We start from the raw sequence: 21,903 nt of genomic DNA, 5'->3' as shown, positions 1-21,903 counted from the left end.
TCGCTGCCGGTAAAAATTTCATATATTAGCCCCCTAAGCAAAACTCCTATTTAAGGAGTTTTTAATTTTTATATTGACAAATTGGAAAACCTATATGAATATAGAAGTAGAATAATTTAGTTTGCTTAGGAGGAGTGTTTGTGAAAAAGTTTGCATGCGGTGTAGATCTTGGCGGTACAAAGATAAATACCGGCATTATGGATGAGGACGGAAATATTTTGTGCAATGTAAAAATACCTACAGAGGCAGATAAAGGACCGCAACATGTAATAGACAACATAAAGAAAAGCATAATAGAATCTTTGAATAAATTGAATATAGATGTCAGCCAGATTGCAGGTATTGGGATAGGTGCTCCAGGACCTTTGAATGCAGATAGAGGCGTGGTGGAATGTCCTCCTAATCTACCTGGATGGATTGACATTCCATTGGTGGACATATTAAAGAGAGATTTTGATACAGAGATAAAACTTAACAACGATGCTAATGTTGCGGCACTTGCTGAGCATTTATTTGGTGCTGGACAAGGAATAAATAATATGGTTTATATGACTGTAAGCACAGGTATCGGTGGTGGCGCCATAATTGATGGAAAGTTGTACAATGGCGCAAATTCAAATGCTGCTGAGATAGGACATCACACCATAAACTTTGACGGGCCTAGATGGTGCAATTGCGGCAATCCTGGATGTTTAGAGTCTTATGCTTCTGGCACATCATTAGTTAAATTTGCAAAAAAACATATCGAGTCTGGAAAAGATACTATTCTCAAAGACAAACCTTTAGGTGAATTAAAAGCAGAAGATATTTTTGATGCTGCAAAATCTGGTGATAAATTGTCTTTAGAGCTTATTGAGAATGAAGCATTTTATTTGGGAATAGGTATTGTAAACATAATGGCATTTTATAACCCTGAACTTATAATAATAGGTGGCGGATTGTCAAGCCAATGGGATGTCTTGTATGACAAAATGATGAGGACAGTTGACGAAAGAGCATTAAAGCCAAATAGGCAGATTTGCAAAGTTGTTAAGGCAAAGCTTGGTGGAAATGTGGGTCTTATAGGTGCAGCATCGCTGGTATTGTAAGGAGGAAAAAATGGATCGATGTCCTTGGTGCCTCAAAGATGAAATATACATAAAATATCACGATACAGAGTGGGGAGTACCAGTACACGATGATATGGTCCACTTTGAATTTTTAGTGTTGGAATCGGCACAGGCGGGATTAAATTGGCTTACGATCCTTAAAAAAAGAGATAATTACAGAAAGGCATATAGCGGATTTGATCCACAAAAAGTTTCGCTCTTTGATGAGAAAAAGGTGCAGGAGCTTTTAAATGACGTTGGCATTATTCGCAATAAAAGAAAAATAGAATCGTCTATAGCAAACGCTAAGGCCTTTTTAGAAATTCAAAGAGAATTTGGTAGTTTTGATACGTATATTTGGAGTTTCACAGACGGAAGGCCTATCATAAATTATTGGGAAAGCATTGACGAAGTACCTGCTAAAACATCATTATCTGATAAGATAAGTAATGATCTTAAAAAAAGAGGGTTTAAATTTGTGGGGTCCACAATAATATATTCACACATGCAAGCGACTGGAATTGTAAATGACCATATAATATCGTGTTTCAGACATAAGGAGCTATTGCAATTTAACTCATAAAAAAATACATGCAGGGCTTGGTGCAAAATGCACTTAGACCTGCCTTTTTTTATTCTTAAAATAATATAATGTTAATAAGAAAGCGTATAGATACTGGTTACTATGGAAATAATTATATTAGAATATTATGAAAGATGGTGTAGCATATGGAAAGCATGTTAAAAACTAAAAAGTGCTTTATATGCAATCATGAAAAGACAGACGGTATCGATGTATTGGGAGAATTTTTATGCAATGACTGCCAGAAAATAATCGCTCACATATCTCCAGATGATGCAAAGTACGAATATTACAGAAAAAAGATGATAGATATCTGGCGCAACTACAAAAAAGATTTTGAATATGAGGACTGTTGAAATATGTCCTCATATTTTTTATAGGCAATAATTAGTGTTATATGGTATTATATATGTATAATACGTGAAAAGGTGATAAAATTGACAGTACCGCTTTATGAAGCATTGATTAAATATGTTGAAGACGGTACAATACCATATCACATGCCTGGACATAAGGAAGGGAAAAATATTTCCCGGAAATACATTGAAAATATTGCTAAAATAGATTTGACAGAAGTTCCTGGGACAGACAATCTTCATGATCCACATGGCCCGATTTTAGAAGCAGAAAGACTTGCTGCAAAAGCATTTGGAGCGAAATCATCTTTCTTTCTCGTCAATGGAACTACGTGTGGAATATATGCAGCAATGTCGTCAGTCTTGAATGATGGTGATATGGTAGTTGTTCAAAGAAATTCTCATAAATCTGTCTATAATGGATTGATACTTACTGGTGCCATACCAATTTATTTAGAACCGCTTATAGACGATGAAGATGACATAGCTATGGGTATATCCATAGATGAGCTTGAAAAGCTCCTTATAAAACATAAGAATGTAAAGGCAGTGGTTATTACATATCCAAATTATTATGGTTTCTGTGTCGATATAAATAAAGTGGTGTATTTAGTTCATAAATACGACAAGGTATTGATAGTAGACGAGGCACATGGGGCCCATTTTGCATTTTCTGATAGATTGCCATTATCGGCATCTTCAGTTGGTGCAGATATTGTGATTGAGAGTGTTCACAAAACTTTGCCTGCATTTACGCAAAGCTCAATTTTGCATGTGAATACAGATAGGATAGATATTGATAGATTAAGGTTTTACTTAAGCCTTTATCAATCAACATCTCCTTCTTATATTTTGATGACATCAATTGATTTAGCCAGAGATTTTATGGAGAGGGAAGGCAAAGCATTGCTTGATAGATGTGTAGATCTATCGATTCAAGCAAGAGATGTTATCAATGAAATAGATGGTATAAAGTGTATTGGCGATGATGTCATTGGCAAGTACGGAATCTACGATTACGATGTTACAAAGCTTACCATCAATGTAAGTGGAATAGGCATGTCTGGAAATGTGGCGGAAAGTATACTGCGAGAAAAATTCAACATTCAGATGGAAATGTCAGATTACAGAAATATACTTGCCATAATGACCGTAGCTGATGACGAATCATCTTTTGACAAGCTAATAGAGTCTATCAAAGGTCTTTTAAAGTACAAAAGATATGAAAAATTAAGTTATTTTGATAGCAACGGTCGCCCAGAAATTCCTGAAATGGCTATGAAACCAAAAGACGCTGTAAACAGAGAGTATGATTATGTAAGCATAGATGAAGCTGTAGGAATGGTTTCACTTGATTATGTAATTCCATATCCACCGGGTGTTCCGCTTTTGTGTCCTGGTGAACTCATAAAAAAAGATATGGTACAATATATAAAATTACTATATAATATAGGTATAAAGATTATTGGCATTGATAATTTAAAAATACGGGTGTGTAAATAATGTACAGAGGAAAACTCATAACGTTTGAAGGAATAGATGGCAGTGGGAAGACTACGCAGATAAATCTGCTTAAAAAATACCTTTTGGAGATTGGACGAGATATTGTTGTTTTAAGAGAGCCTGGAGGTACAGCAATAGGCGAGAAAATCAGAGAAATACTTCTTGACAAAAAAAATAATATAGTCCCATCTGCGGAAGCACTTCTTTATGCGGCATCTCGTGCAGAGCTTGTAAAAGAGGTCATAATACCGTCATTAAATGATGGGAAAATAGTTATTTTGGACAGATTTGTTGACAGCTCTATTGTATACCAAGGATACGCGAGAGGACTTGGAGTAGAGGTTGTAGAGGAGATTAACAGTATCGCCATAGATGGACTTGTACCTGATTTAACTGTGTACTTAGATATAAAGCCTAAAGATACCTTAATGAGAATCGACAGAAGAAAAGACAAGGATCGCTTGGAGATAGAAGATGCAGAATTTCATGAAAAAGTCTATGAGGGATATATGAATCTTATTAAGTCAAGGCCAGACAGGTACTTTATTGTAGATGCTACGCATGATATTTACTATATACAAAAGGCTATAATTGCTGAAGTAAGCAAAATTATTTAAGGAGGGGAAAAAAGTGAAACTGATATTTGCCATAGTACAAGACGAAGACGTAAGAAGGCTTATGGATGGTCTTACGGAAAAAGGCTTCAGCTTTACAAGAGTTGCTTCTACGGGTGGATTTTTAAGATCTGGCAATACGACACTTATGATAGGTGTAGAAGATGATAAGCTGGATGATGCTATTGAAGTGATTGAAAAGAAGTGTAAAACTAGGGACAGAATAATCACATCTCCGACTCCTATGGGAGGAGCCACTGATATATTTATACCACAGCCTGTTGAAGTTTCTATCGGCGGAGCTACAGTTTTTGCCATAGATGTAGAAAAATTTTTCAGGATATAGGTGTTTTGCATGAAGATACAAGAGATAAATTCAAATAAAATAATGACAGGCTATGAAAAAGATGATAGAGGTGAAAGGACTTCTGCCTTAAAATTTGAAGACATTTTTGACAGTGAAATAAGCAAAGTAGAAGAAAGCATGTTAAATAAGATGCTTAATGATATTGACGATGCTGCTGAAAAATTAAAAGATGAAATGAACTTGGATAACCTTATGGTTTACAAGAGAAAAGTTAAAGAGTTCTTGCAGAAGTCTTTAAATGGCATGTTTCAAAAAAGCAAAAGAGAGTCAATAAATCTAAGTGGACGAAAAAAAATCTACACTATTGTTGAAAAAGTGAATGATAAACTTGAAACTATGACGCGGGAGTTTTTAGAGGGAAACAAGAAGAATCTTGATATTTTAAGCGCTATTGAGGAGATCAGAGGATTGTTGATAGATATATATTCGTAGGTGAAGCTTCATGCACAAAATTTACGGTCACAAAAATATTTTAGAATTGTTTGATAAGATCATAAATTCAGGGAAAATAGCAAATGCGTATCTTTTTGTTGGAGAAAGTGGGTTGGGGAAAGAGTACATGGCAAAGTATTTTGCCATGATGGTAAATTGCGTTAGAAATCCTAAGCCATGCTTCAGCTGCCATTCATGCGTTCAATTTGTATCAGGCAATCACCCTGATATTTTCTTTATAGAGCCTGTGGGAGGCTCAATAAAAGTAGACACATTGAGAAATACTGTCATAAGCAATGCCTATATTAAACCGTACAATTCATATAAGAAAATTTTTGTAATAAAAGAAGCTGAGAAAATGACAGAGCAATCTCAAAACAGCATTTTAAAGACTTTAGAGGAACCTCCTTTGCATGTTCTGTTTATATTGACAGCGTCTAAAATGGACGGCCTTTTGCCTACAATTGTATCAAGATGCGAGATAATAAGGTTTAATAGAGAATCGGATGATGTTATAGAGGATTATCTTATAAATGAGAAAAATGTCGATGCAAGTGAAGCCAAAAAGATTTCGTCTGTTGCTTGCGGCAATTATGGCAAGGCGGACTTGTTGACCGATGAGAAGTATTCAACTATAAGGCTTGAAGTTGGAGATGTATTACGAAGTTTAGTAAGCAGTGATAAGGCATTAAGGCTTGATAGCTTTAGATTTTTCGATGAAAACAGAGAAATGATAGATGATGTAATTGATATAATGGTTTCTTACGTGAGGGATATTATGGTTTTAAACTTCCGTGATGAAGAAAGCATTATAAACAAAGATATGCTAGATAAAATTAAAGCAATTTCGAATGATTTGACAGGGGCTAAGCTTAATAATATAATAAATGAGATAGAAGATCTCATATTCAATCTTAAGTCAAACGTTAATTACCAAATGGCCATTGAAAAATTTCTCTTAAGCATTTAGGAGGTTTTATTTTGTATACAGTTGTAGGAGTTCGGTTTAAAAAAGCCGGTAAGATATATTACTTCGATCCAGGTGATTTGCCTATAAATGTGGGTGACAATGTCATAGTAGAGACAGCCAGAGGAGTAGAGTTTGGCGAAGTCGTTGTAGGCAAACGAGAAGTTGACGACGACGAGATTATAGCTCCTCTTAAAATGGTTCTTAGGATTGCGACAGATGAGGACTATGAGCATTACAAGGAGAATAGAGCCTGTGAAGCGGAAGCATTTGGCGTCTGCTTGGACATGATAAAAGAGCATAACCTTGACATGAAGTTAATAGATGTTGAGTACACTTTTGACAACAACAAGATAATCTTTTACTTTACTGCTGATGGAAGGATAGATTTTAGAGATCTTGTAAAAGACCTTGCTGCAGTTTTTAAAACGAGAATAGAGCTTAGGCAAATAGGTGTAAGGGACGAGTCAAAGATTGTAGGCGGTTTAGGTCCTTGTGGCAGACCTCTTTGCTGTGTGACATTTTTAGGGGATTTCGAGCCTGTATCGATTAAGATGGCGAAGGATCAGAATCTTTCCCTTAACCCTACTAAAATCTCAGGGTTGTGTGGCAGATTAATGTGTTGCCTAAAATATGAGCAGGATACTTACGAAGAAGTTAGATCAGAACTGCCTTCTGTAGGAAGCCTTATAAAAGTCGATGACAAAGAGATGAGGGTAGCAGAAGTTGACGTTGTAAGAAAAAAACTTAAGGTAAAGATGAAAAATGCTGAGGGAATAGAGATAACGAAAGAGTACGACCCAGAAGATGTCATTGTCATAGAAGAAAGCCAAGACGATAAAAAAGATGAGATTTCTGAGATTTATGAGGAAATACTGGGAAGCGATTTTGCAGAATAAAAAAATAGAGGTTTTACCTCTATTTTTTATTCTACTTTGCCTAACACAAAGCTTAATATCAGAATAATAAAAACTGCCGATGTTATGTATACATACATATAGTCTTTTTCTTGAAGAAATGTGATGATAGATACTCCCACGCGAAATACGGGAGTTAGAATCAGCACTAAAAGTCCTGTCATGATTATGGCGTAAGGCTTTAGAGACATTAGCCCTTTAATTATTGCTATAACAGATGTAGGGTATGTGTTTGCAGGGTAGCCGCTGCTTTTTGTCGCAAAAAATAGGATTAAACCGATGAGAATGATTAAAGCACTTAATAAAACTCCTGCCCTCAATGTTTTGCTTATTATTATCTCCATGTTTTCTATTTTCTCATTTTGATTTTTTCTTTCTTCCACGGCTTATACCCCCAATCCTTTAAGAAGCATTTCGATGGAAACATAAGCTAAGACAGGTATAAATATTTTCCTTATGGTTGTGCTTTTCATATTTGTCATGATTTTTGTACCCAGTGTTGCACCTACAAGTACTCCAAGTGCCACAGGACCAGCTATCTTTGGATCTATATCGCCTCTTACAAGGTATACTCCAGCACTGGCGGCTGCAGTAACACCGATCATAAAATTGCTGGTGGCAGTTGAGACTTTCATTGGCAGTCTCATAAATAGGTCCATTGCCATTACTTTAAAAATGCCGCTTCCGATTCCTAAAAGTCCTGATATTACACCAGCTATGTACATCATGCCAAATCCTTTGTTTACACCGGTGACATTGTACTGTATCTCTTTTTTAAGGACTTTATCGTAGTAAGAACCTTCTAATTTCAATTTTTTTGCTATAGGCTGTGATACCACACCTACAGGCAATTCTTCATTTCGCTTTTTTAACATAGTAAAAGCCGAATATAGAAGAAGAAGGCCAAAGATAATATAAAGGTATTTTGAGCTTATGAGTCCTGCGATAAAAGCGCCTGTCAAAGCCCCTGTCGTGGTAGCTATCTCTAAAAACATTCCTATCCTTAAATTAGTGATTTTATCTCTTACATACGTTACAGCAGCACCGCTGGACGTGGCGATGACGGATACGATGCTGGCGCCAATGGCGTATTTTATGTTTACTCCTAAGAGAAGTGTAAGCATTGGTATTACTATTATGCCACCGCCTAATCCTAAAAGAGCTCCAAATACTCCAGCTACAATTGATATGAGAAGTATAATTGATGATGTCAATATCACTTTATCATCTCCTAAATTTCATTATGTTTTATTTCTCTTTCCAACATTATCAGTATTGGAGGAAATGCATATATGCACATTGTGGAAGCAGCCACGATTCCAGCATCGTTAAATGCCAGCGCAAAAAGCATTCCTACAATGCTGCCAAAAAAGCCATAGTAGATATATTTATTTTTCTTAAATATGTTTTTAAGTATTCCTGTAGGCTTGTATGACAAGATAAACAAGCTCATTATGGTTATGATTAGAACCCACGACCATATTGTGTATCTTATTAATGTCAATTCCATGTCTAATTTGCGGGCAAATATCTTGTATAAAGCCATTATTCCTTCGTTTTTAACAATCAAAGCAGTTTGCGCCATATGCGTTACAGTGCCCATAAACATTGATGCTACAAACATAAGCGTTAGAAGGACAGCCATGCTTATGAATAAAATCAGCAAACTTTTGTAGTTGACTTTGATTTCTGACATAAGCAAAAGCGTTACGCCAAATGCCATAAATCCTGTTATAAATCCGCCAATTTTTGCACCATACTGTGGCAATACCATCAACATGAAAACTGCCGCGAATAAGAGCACTCCTAATAATTTGTTTATTCTCGTGTCATACTTTTGGATGTATGTCATTATTCCCATTATTGTGGATCCTATTAGAACACCCATGTATTCATTGCCTATTCCGTAAAATCTGGCACCTGCTATGACGTCATATCCTAAAATAGAGCCTTTCATCAGATGTGCTCCTGTAAAAATGTCAACCGTAATTGTCAAAGCAGTTAAAAGGCTTATCACTATTAGCATATTAAGTTCATCTTTAGCAAAAAGTTTTATTATAAGCAATAAAGCTATTGTTATAAGTATCAAAGCGATCATGCTTGAATACACAGTCAAAGGCCCAAAAAGGGACAAAATCAAAAGCGACAGAGGGACGATCATCACGCCTAAAACTATAGGTTTCAAGTATTTTAAGTAGTTGATCTTTAGAAATAGCGTAATCAGGTAAAGTATTAAAATTATGATTAGAAAAATTACGTAACTTTTTAAGACGATGGGTCGTGCAGTGTAGATAGACACTACTTTATCATTTAGATTTTCCAAGTAATTTACTTTGTCTTGGGTCTTTATGTTCGTTATGGGATGTCCTAACATTTCTACAGGTGCCTTTATGCCGAAATAATTAAGTATTGTAGGCGCCAAATCTAAATTTGTAATGATCCCATTTCTTTTTGTTGTGATAGATGTTGTAAGTCCGTTGTATCCGGGACCATAGATTATTATTGGCGATAGTAGATTGTTAGTAGACATATCGCTTTTTGAAGGGTAAGGCGTCGCCACTATAAGCAAATCCCTCGATGGATCCAAGTTTTTTAGAAGCTTTCCTATGAATGCATCAGCGTTTTTTATGGCGTATTCTTCATATTTTGATGCCAATTGGTCTGATACGTTGGAAGAATAGCTATCTACTCTCGATGTATCACCAGTGTCGATTACAAAGAATCCACCATTTTTATCGTATTTTTGAAAATAGTCAAAGATTTTGTTGTAATCAGTGCTAATAAAATAGGGGCTATTTCTATCGTACTTCAATACATTTTCACTGACATCGCCAAATGCTGTACCTTTCTCATCCATGGCGATTAGCGCCCCATACCTTCTATATGAAACTGAGCTGTCTGTTATTATATCAGAATTTCCAAAGACGTATGTAGGAATGTTGTTATCCTTTAGCAGTTGTCCTAAAAGACCAGGCGTAATCTTGTAGTCGGCTCTTTTGCTGCTTTGTATAAGGTTTGATATGCCTATATTTACTATGTTTGCATTTCCATAGTTATCTCCTGTGTTAAGCTTGTAAATTTCCCCCGCGGTTCCGAAAGAATATTTTTCGTTCACATTAAGACTTATTTGACCGATGTCATGAGCACTTGCCCTTGTGCCGGTTCCAAATGTCAAATACCCAGATGCATCGACGTAACCATCAGCATTTCTGACATTCATAAGACCAACTGAACCGTTGTTGATTAGCTTTTGAATGTTTTTTGCGTCGTATTTTGTATAGTCACTTAGACTAACCCTGTCGATTATTACAAGCACTACTTTTTTATTGTTGCTTGTATCAGCATAACTTTTTTGTGGCAGCATAAAAGTCAAAGTCATCAATAAAAGCATAAAAGCAGTGATAAATTTCTTCAAGTGAAACACACCCTCTATAGTTTTTTATTTATTATACACCATAAATGTTAAGAAATTATTAAAAAGAGGGTAAAACCCTCTAATATCTCAAAAGTGGCATGCTCATACATCTTGGACCGCCTCTGCCTCTTGATAGTTCGGAACCTTCGATCTCGATTACCTCGATGCCTTCTTTCCTCATGATTTTATTTGATGATTCATTTCGGGAGTATGTGATGACTTTGCCTGGCGCTATAGCAAGCGTATTTGTGCTGTCGTTCCACTGCTCCCGTGCTGACGTTATGGCATTAAAACCACCTGTAGGTATTATTTCAATATTTCTGAGATTTAATGCAGATTTCAATGCGTCTTGGAGGTCTTTTTCTTTCTGAATTGAAAAACCTTTATCATCCTTTATTATGCTAAAAACTCGCAGATCTTTCTTTATTCCAGGGTAGAAGACGAACCTTTCCTTATCTACCATGGTGAATACAGTATCAAGGTGCATGTATGATCTGTTTATGGGAATCTGGACGACAAGGATGTGTTCTACTGTTGAATTGCCTTCAAAGAGATTGCGGGCAAGCCTTTCTATTGCTTGTGGCGTAGTCCTTTCGCCGCATCCTACTGCTATTACTCTGTCGCTTAGTATAAGCACATCTCCGCCTTCTAAAGAGTGGAAATAGGTGTTGTCGTACCAACATGGAATGCCGTTTTTCTTAAAAATATCGTGGTTTTTGTATATGTATTTCATTATGAGGGTCTCAGGTTTTCTCGCCGCAGACTTCATGGAGCTTATCATAAATCCTCCATCTATCATTGCGCCGGGATCTCTGGTAAAATACATATTTGGCACAGGCTTAATGTAAAAATAGTGTTCTTCATAGATGAATTCAGCCAGGCCTTTTGGGATGACATTGTCAATATCTCCTTTTTCGAGTCCGCTTATGGCAATTTCAGCAATATCACTGTAGCTTAAATCCATAAGGTAATCTTTAAGGTAGTTTTCTGTTTCGGTATTTGTTATGCCATTTATCTTCAGAAGATCTATTATAAATTGTTCTTTTATAGCGTCATCTTTCAATACATCCTGAAGAAGGTCTTTTACGTACAAAACGGTTATACCGTTATCTTTTAATACTTTGGCAAATTCATCATGTTCCTCTTGAATCTTTCTAACCCATGGAATATCATCAAAAAGCAGTTCTGTCAAATTTTGAGGCGTAAGCCTTTCTAATTCTTTTCCGGGTCTGTGCAGTACGACTGCTTTTAAAGTTCCTATTTCTGATGATACATGTGGCACTAATAATGGATGCGTCACCAACACATTCCTCCCTATGCATAAACTCTTTATATAGTATACTTTGCTTATATCTATTTTTCAATACGATTTATATTAATTTATTGATATGGTAAAATTATTTGTAACGAGGTGGTAATATGCTAAAAGATGGCGAGAGAATTGACGATTTGAATTTGAATGGGCTTAAGCTTATACAGAGGGAAGACATGTTTAAATTTGGGATGGATGCTGTGCTGCTTTCAAACTTTGTATACACAAAAAGAGGAGATAAGATTGTAGATTTAGGGTGCGGAACAGGCATCATACCAATTTTGATAGCAGGCAAGTCAAGAGATACACGTATTGTAGGTGTTGAAATACAAAGTGAAGTTGCCGATATTGCCATAAGAAACGTATATCTAAATAATCTTGAAGGTAGAATAGACATAATAAACGATGATATTCGAAATGTTGTGGATAAATTGGGAATTGAAAAATACGATATTGTGACGTCCAATCCCCCATACATGCCCTGCAACACAGGATTTGACAAAAATAGCGAAAGTGAAAACATATCGCGATACGAGTTAAATGGCGGACTTCATGATTTCATAAAGGTTGCGTCAAAGCTTTTAAAGTTTGGAGGCAAGTTTTTTTTAGTCCATAGAGTGGATAGGATTGTGGATATTGTTTATAATTTGCGGATTTGCAATTTAGAACCTAAAAAAATGAGGTTTGTCCATCCGCATGTTGGGGAAAAGCCCAATTTAGTCTTAGTGGAATCAAAAAAAGGCGCAAAAAGTGGTGTGGCAATAATGCCGCCTCTTTACGTATACGAAGAAAATGGAGAGTACACAAAGGAGCTTTTAAGTATATACGGGAAAACTTCGATAGAGGAGGAATAGAATGTCTGGAAGCTTATATTTGTGCCCAACACCAATCGGAAACTTGGAAGACATAACCTTAAGAGTCCTAAGGATACTTAAAGAAGTAGACATAATAGCTGCTGAAGACACGAGGCAGACTTTGAAACTTTTGAATCATTACGACATAAAAAAAACCGTAGTAAGCTATCATGAGCATAACAAAGCTTCAAGCGGTAAAAAACTTTTAATAGATTTAAAGGCTGGGAAAAATGTAGCGCTGGTTACTGATGCTGGTACACCGGGCATATCTGACCCTGGGGAAGACCTTGTAAAACTTTGCTTAGAAGAAAAGATAAATGTAGTATCGCTTCCTGGCGCTACAGCAATAACAACGGCATTAGTAGGCTCTGGGTTTGACACAAAGAAGTTTGTCTTCTTAGGATTTTTGCCAACAAAGAAAAGCGAGAGAGAAAGCGCTTTGGATGAGATAGGGAGAGAAAAGAGAACGGTTATCATTTATGAGGCGCCTCATAGAATTGTCAGGACGTTGGAAGAATTAAAGCCATACATAGAAGGCAGAAAGGTTGTAATAGCAAGAGAGCTTACAAAAGTGCACGAAGAGTACATAAGAGGTACGGCAGATGAAGTTCTATCAAAATTAGGAGACGATGTAAAAGGAGAAATTGTAGTCCTTATAGAGGGCGGAAGAGATGAAGTTGCGATGGAACCAGAGGAGCTTCTCAGAAAATACATTGAATGCGGCATGGATAAGAAAGAAGCGATTAAATTGACGGCTAAACAATTAAAGATACCAAAAAGCGAAATTTACAAGCTCGCATTGAAGGATGAATCGTAATTCGATTTCGCCTATCAATATCAATTGATAATGATAATCAATAATTTCGAATATAAAAATATCTTAATATATTGCATAATTTTTAGTTTAAGCATATAATATGTATTATATTAAAAATTATCAATTGATACAAAGGGGTTTTACAATGAATTCATTTAAAAAGATAAAGAATGTTTTGATACTCATACTTTTTATAAATATAGCTGTGGCGTTAGCTAAACTTTTGTACGGCTTGCATATAAAAAGCGCCAGCATGGTGGCTGATGGGTTTCATTCATTATCAGACAGTTCAGGTAATATAGTAGGCCTTGTAGGCATATATTTGGCGTCAAAACCGCAGGATGAAGAACATCCTTATGGGCATAAAAAATTTGAAACATTTTCGTCAATTTTTATATCTGTGATGCTGTTTGTAGTAAGTTATACTATACTAAAAGAAGCTTATGGCAGGCTTTTAAACCCTGTAGAACCAAAAATCACGTTAGACAGCTTCATAATAATGATTACTACATTATTGCTTAACATATTTGTATTTGCTTACGAGTACAGACAAGGAGTAAATTTAAAAAGCGACATACTTGTATCTGATTCACTTCATACAAAAAGCGACATCTACGTGTCTGTCTCTGTTCTTATTACGCTTATTGCATTAAAATTTGGAATACCGCCATACATCGATCCACTTATGTCTATAGCAATATCGATATTCATCGTAAAGGCAGGTATTGAAATAATAAAGCACAGCTCCGACATTTTGTGCGATAGGATTGTCATAGATTCAGAAAAAATTCGCGATATCGCTTTATCCGTAAGAGGCGTGCTTTCATGCCATCAAATAAGAAGCAGAGGGAGAGAGGACGATATAAATATAGACATGCATATAATGGTTGACCCGAATGAAAACATAAAAGATGCTCATTATATAGCTGATCAGTTGGAAGAAAAATTAAAAAAGGAAATACCTGGTGTCACAGAAGTCATCGTCCATATAGAGCCTTACGATAAAAATGAAATAACAGAGTAAAAAAAATAATAGAAGTAAAACTTCTATTATTTTTAATATTATTCGCTCTTTTTAATGTCATCGAGGCATGTCTTGCAGATGTTTTTGCCTTTGTAATTGACGACATTTTCTGCATTGCCGCAGAAAATACATGCAGGCTCGTACTTTTTAAGCACAATCTGCTCGCCATCCACGTAGATTTCCAAAGCGTCTCTTTCTGCAATATTCAGAGTCCTTCTAAGTTCGATAGGAATGACGACTCTTCCTAACTCGTCCACTTTTCTCACAATTCCTGTGGATTTCAACATTTCTCTCCCCTCCTAAAACTACAAAATTCGACAAATTCTTTGCATTCTAATAATACCAAGTTTTGAAAAATAAGTCAATAGTTTAATGGCATTTTTTTTTAAAAATAACATAAATTTTTATAGGATGGGGGAGATAAAGTTGATAAATTATATATGGATCTTCATGATTGGCGTAGGTGTGGTCGTCGGCATGATAAATGGTAGGATGGGGGAAGTTTCGAAAGCTATAATAGATTCATCCGAGTCGGCTGTTACAATATCAATAGGACTCATAGGCATCATGTCTTTATGGTTGGGTATAATGCAGATAGCTGAAAAATCTGGGCTTATGGACATGCTGGCAAAGGTTTTAAAGCCAGCCATAATAAAACTATTCCCTGAGATACCCAAAGATCATCCTGCCATTGGCGCTATGATAATGAATATATCGGCTAATATGTTGGGGTTAGGCAATGCTGCTACGCCTTTTGGAATAAAAGCGATGGAATACCTTCAAGAATTGAATAGAAAGGATGTTGCATCTAATTCCATGTGCACATTTCTCGTCATAAACACTGCATCAGTTCAGCTTCTTCCTGCTGTAATGATAGGGTTAAGGGCTTCTTTAGGTGCGAAAAATCCAGCAGATTTTGTGTTGGCTGGACTTTTATCAAGTATTACAGCTCTAACCGTAGGCCTTATAGTTGTAAAATCACTTGAAAAGTCATCCCTTTTTAAGGAGTGATATTTTTGCTTAAATCGATTTCTGAGTTTATAATTCCGGCTATAATGTTTTTGATTCCTGTATATGGGTTAACTAAACACGTAAAAATTTATGAAGTCTTTTTAGATGGCGCAAAAGAAGGCATTAATACGATAGTAAAAATATTTCCTGCTTTGCTAGCAATGTTGGTGGCGGTGGGAGTCTTGAGAGCATCCGGAACTTTAGATATCTTTGCAAGGTGGATTTCACCGCTTACTGCAAAAATTGGAATGCCGTCAGATGTAGTGCCATTGGCACTCATAAGGCCTCTATCTGGAAGCGGTGCATTAGGCATAGCGACAGAACTTATTAAATCTCATGGGCCTGATTCATTTACAGCGAAACTTGCTTCTGTAATGTACGGCTCTACAGAAACTACGTTTTACGTTTTAGCAGTCTATTTTGGGTCTGTTGGAGTTAAAAAGATGAGGCATTCTATAGTAGCGGGCATTGCTGCTGATATCGCTGCAATACTGTCATCTGTTTTTTACAGCAGACTGTTTTTTTGAAACTTCAAATCTGATATACTAAAGACAGTAATATAAAAACGAGGAGTTTACATGATATGGGGATATTGATAAACAGGATAAAGCGCATACTATCTGATGAGGCCGAAAAAGTCTATATTGTAGGAGGAACCATAAGAGACAGAATACTAAATGTAGATATAAGCGATTATGATTTTGCTGTATTAGGTGATGCTGCTTCGATTTCAAAGCTTGTATGTGATAAGCTAAAAGGCTCTTATGTGCCTTATGCAGAAGACAGAGGCACATATAGAGTCGTATATGAAAATGTAGTGCTGGATTTCACGCAAATTAAAGGCGAAAATATAGATGATGATTTGATTCATAGGGACTTTACAATAAATGCGATGGCAATAAGGCTAAATGATTTTTTTGATGTAGACTTGATAGTAGATCCTTTAGGTGGATTAAAGGATTTAAGAGAAAAGAAGATAAAATGCGTAGGGAAAAGTTCCTTCGATGATGACCCTTTAAGGATGCTTAGAGCTATTAGATTTGCAGCTAAGTACAATTTTTCTATAGATGAGGATTCCAAAAACCTTATAAAAGAAAAAGCCGATTTGATTAAGAACGTTTCTTCAGAAAGAATTATGAGTGAAATATATTCTATACTTAAGTCAAAGGAGTCCTTCAAATACGTACAAATGATGGACGAGCTGGGATTAATCGATGCGCTTTTCCCTGAGATAGCTGAGATGAAAGAGATAGGCAAGTGCTATTATCAGGTTTTGGACTCATGGCATCATTCCATAAAGACTATAGAAGAATATGAAACAATTGTAAATGACCTCAGATTTCCTTCAGATATAGAAAATTTGGCCAAAAAGTACCTTGATAAAGATCTTTCCTCAGGAAACAAGCTAAAAGATGTATTGAAACTGGCTGCAATGTTTCATGAAATCGGCAAAAAAGATGCCATTTACATAGATTCTGATAACAGGCTTCAGTTTTACAATCACGATGTAAAGGGAGAAAAAATTGTTGCAGATATAGCTAAGAGATTAAAACTGGCGAAAAAAGAAGCATCTCTGATAAAGAAGATGGTTTTGTACCACGTAAATCCATTTTCACTTTACATAGATGGGACTGGAAACAAAGCATTGTTTAAATTCTTTTCAGACCTTGAAGAAAATGCTATAGGGTGTTTGCTTTTGTCGTTAGCTGATGTTACTTCGGCTATGAAAGGACAAGGCAGGTTGAATGAAGCTTCATGCTACAGAAATTTTATAACAAAGCTATTAAGAAGGTACATGGACTTTGAAAAGACGAAGACACCACTTCTTACGCCGCTTGATATAATAGTCAATTTCGATCTTAAAGATTATAAGCTTTTAAATCAAATACTATACGAATTGAGGAAAAATCAATTTTACGGTGAAATAGAAAGCAGAGAAGATGCAGTAAAATTTGTGGAGGAAAGGATGAAGATGGAGAAAATATAGTTGACAATACATTTGCGATAAAGTATATTATTATGTAACGATGTTAATAATATATTAAAAAGGCAATGAAGGGAAGAGTAGAAAGGAATTTCTCTTAAAAGAGAGCTGGGTTAAGGTGAAAGCCAGCAGAGAATGAACTTTTGAACATGGACCTTGAGCTTCAAAGCTGAAACTAAGTAGGTTTTGGCGGGATTTCCCGTTACAGAGTAGGAGTGTGACAGCACTTTACGAGGCATACGACCGTGAGGCGTATGTGAAAAGGGTGGTAGCGCGAATAAACTCGCCCCTTAGTGGGAGCGGGTTTTTTTACGTCTTAAAAATAAATTTAGATAAGGAGGATTTTCATGGCGAAGACTTTTTACATTACGACACCAATATATTATCCAAGCGATAAGCTGCATATAGGCCATTCCTATACAACTGTTGCTGCAGATGCGATGGCTCGGTTTAAAAGGCTTACAGGCTATGACGTGATGTTTTTGACAGGGACCGATGAACACGGTCAGAAGATACAGAGAAAGGCAAAAGAAAAAGGAGTTACGCCGAAGCAGTATGTGGATGAGATCGTGGCATGGATCAAAGATTTGTGGAAGACGATGGACATAAGCAATGACAAGTTTATAAGGACGACGGACAAGCAGCATGAAGAGATTGTGCAAAAGATATTTACAAAGCTTTATGAAAAAGGGGACATATACAAAAGCGAATACGAAGGATGGTACTGCACACCTTGCGAGACGTTTTGGACTGAGAAACAGCTTGTGGATGGAAACTGCCCAGACTGTGGTAGACCTGTAGAGCTTGTAAAAGAAGAAAGCTATTTCTTCAAGCTTTCAAATTACGCAGATAGGCTTCTTAAATATTACGAGGAGCACCCAGACTTTATACAGCCTGAATCAAGGCTAAATGAGATGGTAAGCTTTATAAAGTCAGGTCTTGAGGACTTGTGCGTATCCAGAACATCATTTGACTGGGGCGTAAAAGTTCCGTTTGACCCAAAACACGTTGTGTATGTTTGGATTGACGCCCTTTCCAACTATATAACTGCGTTGGGTTATTCTACAGAACATGACGAAGATTTTAAAAAGTACTGGCCGGCAGATGTGCACCTTGTTGGAAAGGAAATCGTAAGATTCCACACCATTATATGGCCTGCAATGCTTATGGCACTGGATTTGCCTCTCCCTAAGAAAGTGTTTGGCCATGGTTGGCTTATATTAGAAGGCGGCAAGATGTCAAAGTCGAAGGGCAATGTGGTTGACCCGAAAGAACTTGTGTCGAAATACGGCGTAGATGCCATAAGGTATTTTCTCTTAAGAGAAGTTCCGTTTGGAGCAGATGGCGTATTTTCAAATGAAGCCTTGATTTCCAGGATAAACTCAGATCTTGCCAATGACTTTGGAAATCTTTTAAGCAGGACTGTAACGATGGTAGAAAAATATTTTGACGGTGTAGTACCTGAAGTTTCGGATAAAGATGATGTTGATGATGAGTTAATATCTATCGCAAATAATTTGCCAAAAGTTGTTGAAAGCTATATGGATAAGCTGCAGTTTTCAAATGCTCTTGCGGAGATCTGGAAGCTTGTAGGTCGCGCCAATAAGTACATTGACGAGACGATGCCATGGGTATTGGCAAAAGATGAAAACAAAAAAGGAAGGCTTAAAACTGTTCTTTATAACCTTGTAGAATCACTGAGGTTTGTCGCAATTTTGATAACGCCATTTATGCCAAATACGCCTATGAAGATATATGAACAACTTGGCATCGACGATGATTTAAGGACATGGGATAGCCTTAAATTCGGCTTACTGAAATCAGGCACAAAAGTCAAAAGAGGCGAGAATATTTTCCCGAGGATCGATGTAGAAAAAGAGCTTAAAGAAGCTGAAAAAGAATCGCCTAAAAAAGCAGAGGTAAAAGAAGAGGCAAATTACATTAAAATAGACGACTTTGCAAAAATCGATTTGAGGGTTGCAGAAGTATTAGAAGCGGAAAAAGTAGAAGGCGCCGACAAATTATTAAAGCTTAAGCTTAAAGTAGGCGACGAGGTAAGGCAAGTTGTATCAGGACTTGCGCTGCATTACAAAGTAGAGGAGCTTATAGGTAAAAAACTTGTCCTTGTCGCTAATTTGGAACCTAAAAAATTAAGAGGAATAGAATCGCACGGAATGATTTTGGCGGCATCAAACGAAGGCAAATTGACTGTTGTAACTTTAGATAAAGACATAGAAAGCGGTGCAAAGGTAAAATAGCATTATAAGAGGGCAACATAAGTCCCTCTTATTTTTATGTGTATTATAGCTTACAATAAGTTTTTTTAAAAAATACATTGACATTTATATTATCATAGTGTACTATTTAATTAGTGCACTATGATAGCACGATGGAGGTGAAACATGAAAGTCGAATTCAATGAAAAAATGCCTATTTATATCCAGATTATGGATATGATAAAAAGGGACATAGTGACAAAAAAATTAAATGTAGGAGATAAATTGCCTTCTGTACGAGAAATGGCCGAAAGCCTTAAAGTGAATCCAAATACTGTTCAAAGAGCTTATCAAGAACTTGAAAGGGAAAACGTCACATATACACAAAGAGGCATGGGAACATTTATAACCGAAAATACCGAAAAGCTTGCATCATTAAAAAGAGAAATGGCAAAAGAGATAGTTGAGTCATTTGTAACAGGTATGAGAAGCTTAGGATTCAATTCAAGTGAAATACTCGAAATTGTTGAGGAATATCTTAAAAAGGAGGTCAACTGATGGGGTTAATTTTAAAAACGGCAAACCTTACTAAAAATTATTACAGCAAAAAGGCATTAAAAGGAATTAATATTGAGTTGGAAGAGGGTAAAATATTAGGTCTTTTAGGTCCTAACGGCAGTGGGAAGACTACATTTATAAAGATTGCAGCAGGCATATTAAGGCCCACATCTGGCGAAATATTAATTGACGGTCAGGAACCAGGTATTTATACAAAATCAATTATATCGTATCTACCTGATATAAACTATCTCTATAAATGGATGAAGATTAGAGATGCGATAAATTTCTTCAAAGATTTTTACGCTGATTTTGACATTGAAAAATCAAAAAGATTGCTGGATTTTATGATGCTGAATGAAAATGATAAAGTAACGTCACTTTCAAAAGGAATGCTTGAAAAATTGCATCTTACACTTGTGCTTTCAAGAAATGCGAAACTATATATTTTTGATGAACCCCTTGGGGGAATAGATCCTAATACAAGGGAAAAGATAATTGACGCAATAATTGATAATATCCGCGAAGATAGTTCAATGATTATATCTACACACCTTGTAAGAGATATTGAAAGGCTTTTTGACGATGTGGCATTTATCTCAGATGGTGAAATTATTTTAAAAGGAAATGCCGAAGAATTAAGGATGGAAAGAAATAAATCTATTGATGAAATCTTCAGGGAGGTGTATGAATAATGATTAAACTAATAAAGTATGAGTTTTTAGGAAGGTATAAATATTATCTTGGATTTTTGGCTGCCTTGATTTTATTGAATATATACCTTATAACAAAAAATAATACATGGTCACATGGCTTGCCATTCGTTGTATCTTTTATGGCTGGATTTGCCTGCTTTGTAGCCGTGCTTATATCAGGAGTGATGTTGTATCAGAGAGATATGTACGGCAATACAGGATATCTTTTGTTTACACTGCCACAAAGAGGTTTTGACATAGCTTTTTCAAAGCTAATTATATCGATCATTGAATTCACATTGTTTATAACAGTATCTGGAGTGATGGCATTTATAAATCTATTATATGTGAATGAAGCTAAAGTGTTTATAGATGCAGTACTTCAACATAAAATTTTTATACTTTATATATTTATATCTACTTTATTGAGTTTTATTGCTTTATTGATTTTGTCGTATTTTTCTATCACAATCAGCAAGATAGCTATTTACAGCAAAAAATATGGAAAAGTTTTGTCAATAGTTCTATTTCTGATTATTTTCTATGTAATCGGTAAAATTAATGGTCTTCTCATTAATTTATTTCCATACAATTTAAATATAAATCTATTTTCAGGAATTGCACAAAGAAGCGATAATTTTGCTTTGTCTTTTGCGGTTTTCCCGATAAATGTAGCAAGCTTTGTTTTCCAAACACTTGTATATATAGGTTTATTCACTCTGACATCATATCTTATTGACAAAAAAATAGATCTATAAAAAGGATGTCTATCCAGGTAGTACGCGAAGGTGAAATAAAAAGAAGGCGGGGTGATTCCCGCCATTATTTTTATCTAATTGAACTACTTTAAGTGTTTTGCTTCTTATCATCTTTCGAATTTTTGTCTGAAGAACTATATGGTAATCCGGCTGCTAATCCAGTGAACAGGGCTAAGTAAAATGAAGATCTTTTTGGATAAAAGAAATCTAATATTAAAGCTATGACAACAATCGCTATAAAGCAGAAAAACTTAATTTTAGACTCTTTGTCTTTCGGTATGGAATACTTAAACACCCGTCCAGAAAAGCGTGCCATTTCAAAACCAATTAGAAAAATGATTAAACTTACTACAATACTTATTAGCCAAACATATAAACTCTTCAAAGGCAAACTCCTTCCTTATGTTGTTTGCATTATAGAAATGATGCAAA

25 protein-coding genes and 1 other annotated feature are annotated in these 21,903 nt (G+C 35.9%); of the genes, 19 read left to right on the top strand and 6 right to left on the bottom strand.

All coding sequences use genetic code 11. The annotated features are described in order from the left end of the window. Positions 1-140 precede the first annotated feature (140 nt). The 9 genes from BVF91_RS05925 to BVF91_RS05885 all read left to right on the top strand — a co-directional run bounded on the left by BVF91_RS05925 (position 141) and on the right by BVF91_RS05885 (position 6,809). On the top strand, positions 141-1,088 hold the full coding sequence (locus tag BVF91_RS05925; RefSeq protein ID WP_085112540.1) for an ROK family protein: 948 nt from the start codon (positions 141-143) through the stop codon (positions 1,086-1,088). Between the two features lie 10 nt (positions 1,089-1,098). After that, the gene (locus BVF91_RS05920) at positions 1,099-1,671 is read left to right on the top strand and encodes a DNA-3-methyladenine glycosylase I (RefSeq protein ID WP_085112539.1); all 573 of its coding nucleotides are present in this window, start codon (positions 1,099-1,101) and stop codon (positions 1,669-1,671) included. A 146-nt stretch (positions 1,672-1,817) separates the two neighbouring features. Then, complete coding sequence (locus BVF91_RS05915) at positions 1,818-2,027, top strand: sigma factor G inhibitor Gin (RefSeq protein WP_013786897.1); 210 nt, start codon at positions 1,818-1,820, stop codon at positions 2,025-2,027. 81 nt (positions 2,028-2,108) lie between these two features. Beyond that, entirely contained in the window at positions 2,109-3,530 is a 1,422-nt protein-coding gene (locus BVF91_RS05910; RefSeq protein ID WP_206199028.1) for an aminotransferase class I/II-fold pyridoxal phosphate-dependent enzyme, read from the top strand. Beyond that, on the top strand, positions 3,530-4,147 hold the full coding sequence (gene tmk, locus BVF91_RS05905) for a dTMP kinase (protein ID WP_085112538.1): 618 nt from the start codon (positions 3,530-3,532) through the stop codon (positions 4,145-4,147). Before BVF91_RS05910 ends, tmk begins: the two co-directional genes overlap by 1 nt. 13 nt (positions 4,148-4,160) lie before the next feature. Continuing rightward, positions 4,161-4,490, top strand: a complete 330-nt coding sequence (gene darA, locus BVF91_RS05900; RefSeq protein WP_085112537.1) for a cyclic di-AMP receptor DarA — start codon at positions 4,161-4,163, stop codon at positions 4,488-4,490. A 9-nt stretch (positions 4,491-4,499) separates the two neighbouring features. Continuing rightward, positions 4,500-4,943 carry a YaaR family protein gene (locus tag BVF91_RS05895; RefSeq protein WP_085112536.1) on the top strand — a complete coding sequence of 148 codons (444 nt, stop codon included), beginning with the start codon at positions 4,500-4,502 and terminating at the stop codon, positions 4,941-4,943. A gap of 10 nt (positions 4,944-4,953) precedes the next feature. Next, positions 4,954-5,913: a DNA polymerase III subunit delta' gene (holB, locus tag BVF91_RS05890; RefSeq protein WP_085112535.1), complete on the top strand. Its 960-nt coding sequence runs from the start codon at positions 4,954-4,956 to the stop codon at positions 5,911-5,913. An 11-nt stretch (positions 5,914-5,924) separates the two neighbouring features. Then, the gene (locus BVF91_RS05885; protein ID WP_085112534.1) at positions 5,925-6,809 is read left to right on the top strand and encodes a PSP1 domain-containing protein; all 885 of its coding nucleotides are present in this window, start codon (positions 5,925-5,927) and stop codon (positions 6,807-6,809) included. A 26-nt stretch (positions 6,810-6,835) separates the two neighbouring features. On the opposite strand, the gene BVF91_RS05880 is transcribed toward BVF91_RS05885, so the two are convergent. From BVF91_RS05880 to BVF91_RS05865, 4 genes are all read right to left on the bottom strand, one after another. Then, positions 6,836-7,171, bottom strand: a complete 336-nt coding sequence (locus tag BVF91_RS05880) for a DUF1634 domain-containing protein (protein WP_085112548.1) — start codon at positions 7,169-7,171, stop codon at positions 6,836-6,838. Positions 7,172-7,213: 42 nt separating this feature from the next. Beyond that, positions 7,214-8,047: a sulfite exporter TauE/SafE family protein gene (locus tag BVF91_RS05875; protein WP_085112533.1), complete on the bottom strand. Its 834-nt coding sequence runs from the start codon at positions 8,045-8,047 to the stop codon at positions 7,214-7,216. A gap of 11 nt (positions 8,048-8,058) precedes the next feature. After that, on the bottom strand, positions 8,059-10,242 hold the full coding sequence (locus BVF91_RS05870; RefSeq protein WP_085112532.1) for an alkaline phosphatase family protein: 2,184 nt from the start codon (positions 10,240-10,242) through the stop codon (positions 8,059-8,061). Positions 10,243-10,321: 79 nt separating this feature from the next. Next, positions 10,322-11,542: an arginine deiminase gene (locus tag BVF91_RS05865; protein ID WP_085112547.1), complete on the bottom strand. Its 1,221-nt coding sequence runs from the start codon at positions 11,540-11,542 to the stop codon at positions 10,322-10,324. Positions 11,543-11,661: 119 nt separating this feature from the next. Here BVF91_RS05865 and BVF91_RS05860 point away from each other — a divergent pair, with 119 nt between their 5' ends. From BVF91_RS05860 to BVF91_RS05850, 3 genes are all read left to right on the top strand, one after another. Beyond that, the gene (locus BVF91_RS05860) at positions 11,662-12,408 is read left to right on the top strand and encodes a tRNA1(Val) (adenine(37)-N6)-methyltransferase (RefSeq protein ID WP_085112531.1); all 747 of its coding nucleotides are present in this window, start codon (positions 11,662-11,664) and stop codon (positions 12,406-12,408) included. Position 12,409: 1 nt separating this feature from the next. Further along, the gene (rsmI, locus tag BVF91_RS05855; RefSeq protein ID WP_085112530.1) at positions 12,410-13,225 is read left to right on the top strand and encodes a 16S rRNA (cytidine(1402)-2'-O)-methyltransferase; all 816 of its coding nucleotides are present in this window, start codon (positions 12,410-12,412) and stop codon (positions 13,223-13,225) included. Between the two features lie 145 nt (positions 13,226-13,370). After that, complete coding sequence (locus BVF91_RS05850; protein ID WP_085112529.1) at positions 13,371-14,249, top strand: cation diffusion facilitator family transporter; 879 nt, start codon at positions 13,371-13,373, stop codon at positions 14,247-14,249. Positions 14,250-14,287: 38 nt separating this feature from the next. Here the strand turns inward: BVF91_RS05850 and BVF91_RS05845 are convergent, their stop codons facing one another. Further along, positions 14,288-14,536, bottom strand: a complete 249-nt coding sequence (locus BVF91_RS05845) for an AbrB/MazE/SpoVT family DNA-binding domain-containing protein (protein WP_013786911.1) — start codon at positions 14,534-14,536, stop codon at positions 14,288-14,290. A gap of 139 nt (positions 14,537-14,675) precedes the next feature. On the opposite strand from BVF91_RS05845, the gene BVF91_RS05840 reads away from it, so the two are divergent. From BVF91_RS05840 to BVF91_RS05810, 7 genes are all read left to right on the top strand, one after another. Next, positions 14,676-15,260, top strand: a complete 585-nt coding sequence (locus tag BVF91_RS05840; protein WP_085112528.1) for a nucleoside recognition domain-containing protein — start codon at positions 14,676-14,678, stop codon at positions 15,258-15,260. 5 nt (positions 15,261-15,265) lie between these two features. Beyond that, positions 15,266-15,787, top strand: coding sequence for a spore maturation protein (locus tag BVF91_RS05835; RefSeq protein WP_085112527.1), 522 nt, complete (start codon positions 15,266-15,268; stop codon positions 15,785-15,787). A gap of 56 nt (positions 15,788-15,843) precedes the next feature. Next, positions 15,844-17,247: a CCA tRNA nucleotidyltransferase gene (locus BVF91_RS05830; protein WP_085112526.1), complete on the top strand. Its 1,404-nt coding sequence runs from the start codon at positions 15,844-15,846 to the stop codon at positions 17,245-17,247. A gap of 56 nt (positions 17,248-17,303) precedes the next feature. Continuing rightward, positions 17,304-17,538 (top strand) — a binding site (T-box leader). 53 nt (positions 17,539-17,591) lie between these two features. Then, the gene (gene metG, locus BVF91_RS05825; RefSeq protein ID WP_085112525.1) at positions 17,592-19,502 is read left to right on the top strand and encodes a methionine--tRNA ligase; all 1,911 of its coding nucleotides are present in this window, start codon (positions 17,592-17,594) and stop codon (positions 19,500-19,502) included. A 144-nt stretch (positions 19,503-19,646) separates the two neighbouring features. Further along, complete coding sequence (locus BVF91_RS05820) at positions 19,647-20,018, top strand: GntR family transcriptional regulator (protein WP_085112524.1); 372 nt, start codon at positions 19,647-19,649, stop codon at positions 20,016-20,018. Beyond that, positions 20,018-20,713: an ABC transporter ATP-binding protein gene (locus tag BVF91_RS05815; protein ID WP_085112523.1), complete on the top strand. Its 696-nt coding sequence runs from the start codon at positions 20,018-20,020 to the stop codon at positions 20,711-20,713. The genes BVF91_RS05820 and BVF91_RS05815 overlap by 1 nt, the downstream gene beginning before the upstream one ends. Then, positions 20,713-21,471: an ABC transporter permease gene (locus tag BVF91_RS05810; RefSeq protein WP_085112522.1), complete on the top strand. Its 759-nt coding sequence runs from the start codon at positions 20,713-20,715 to the stop codon at positions 21,469-21,471. Before BVF91_RS05815 ends, BVF91_RS05810 begins: the two co-directional genes overlap by 1 nt. A gap of 88 nt (positions 21,472-21,559) precedes the next feature. Here BVF91_RS05810 and BVF91_RS05805 read toward each other — a convergent pair whose 3' ends face one another. Beyond that, positions 21,560-21,856 (bottom strand): hypothetical protein, encoded by a 297-nt coding sequence (locus BVF91_RS05805; protein WP_085112521.1) that lies wholly within the window; start codon positions 21,854-21,856, stop codon positions 21,560-21,562. Positions 21,857-21,903: the final 47 nt, after the last annotated feature.

It is taken from the genome of Thermoanaerobacterium sp. PSU-2 (assembly GCF_002102475.1).
Lineage (GTDB): Bacteria > Bacillota > Thermoanaerobacteria > Thermoanaerobacterales > Thermoanaerobacteraceae > Thermoanaerobacterium.
This window is presented reverse-complemented; position numbering and strand designations above follow the sequence as displayed.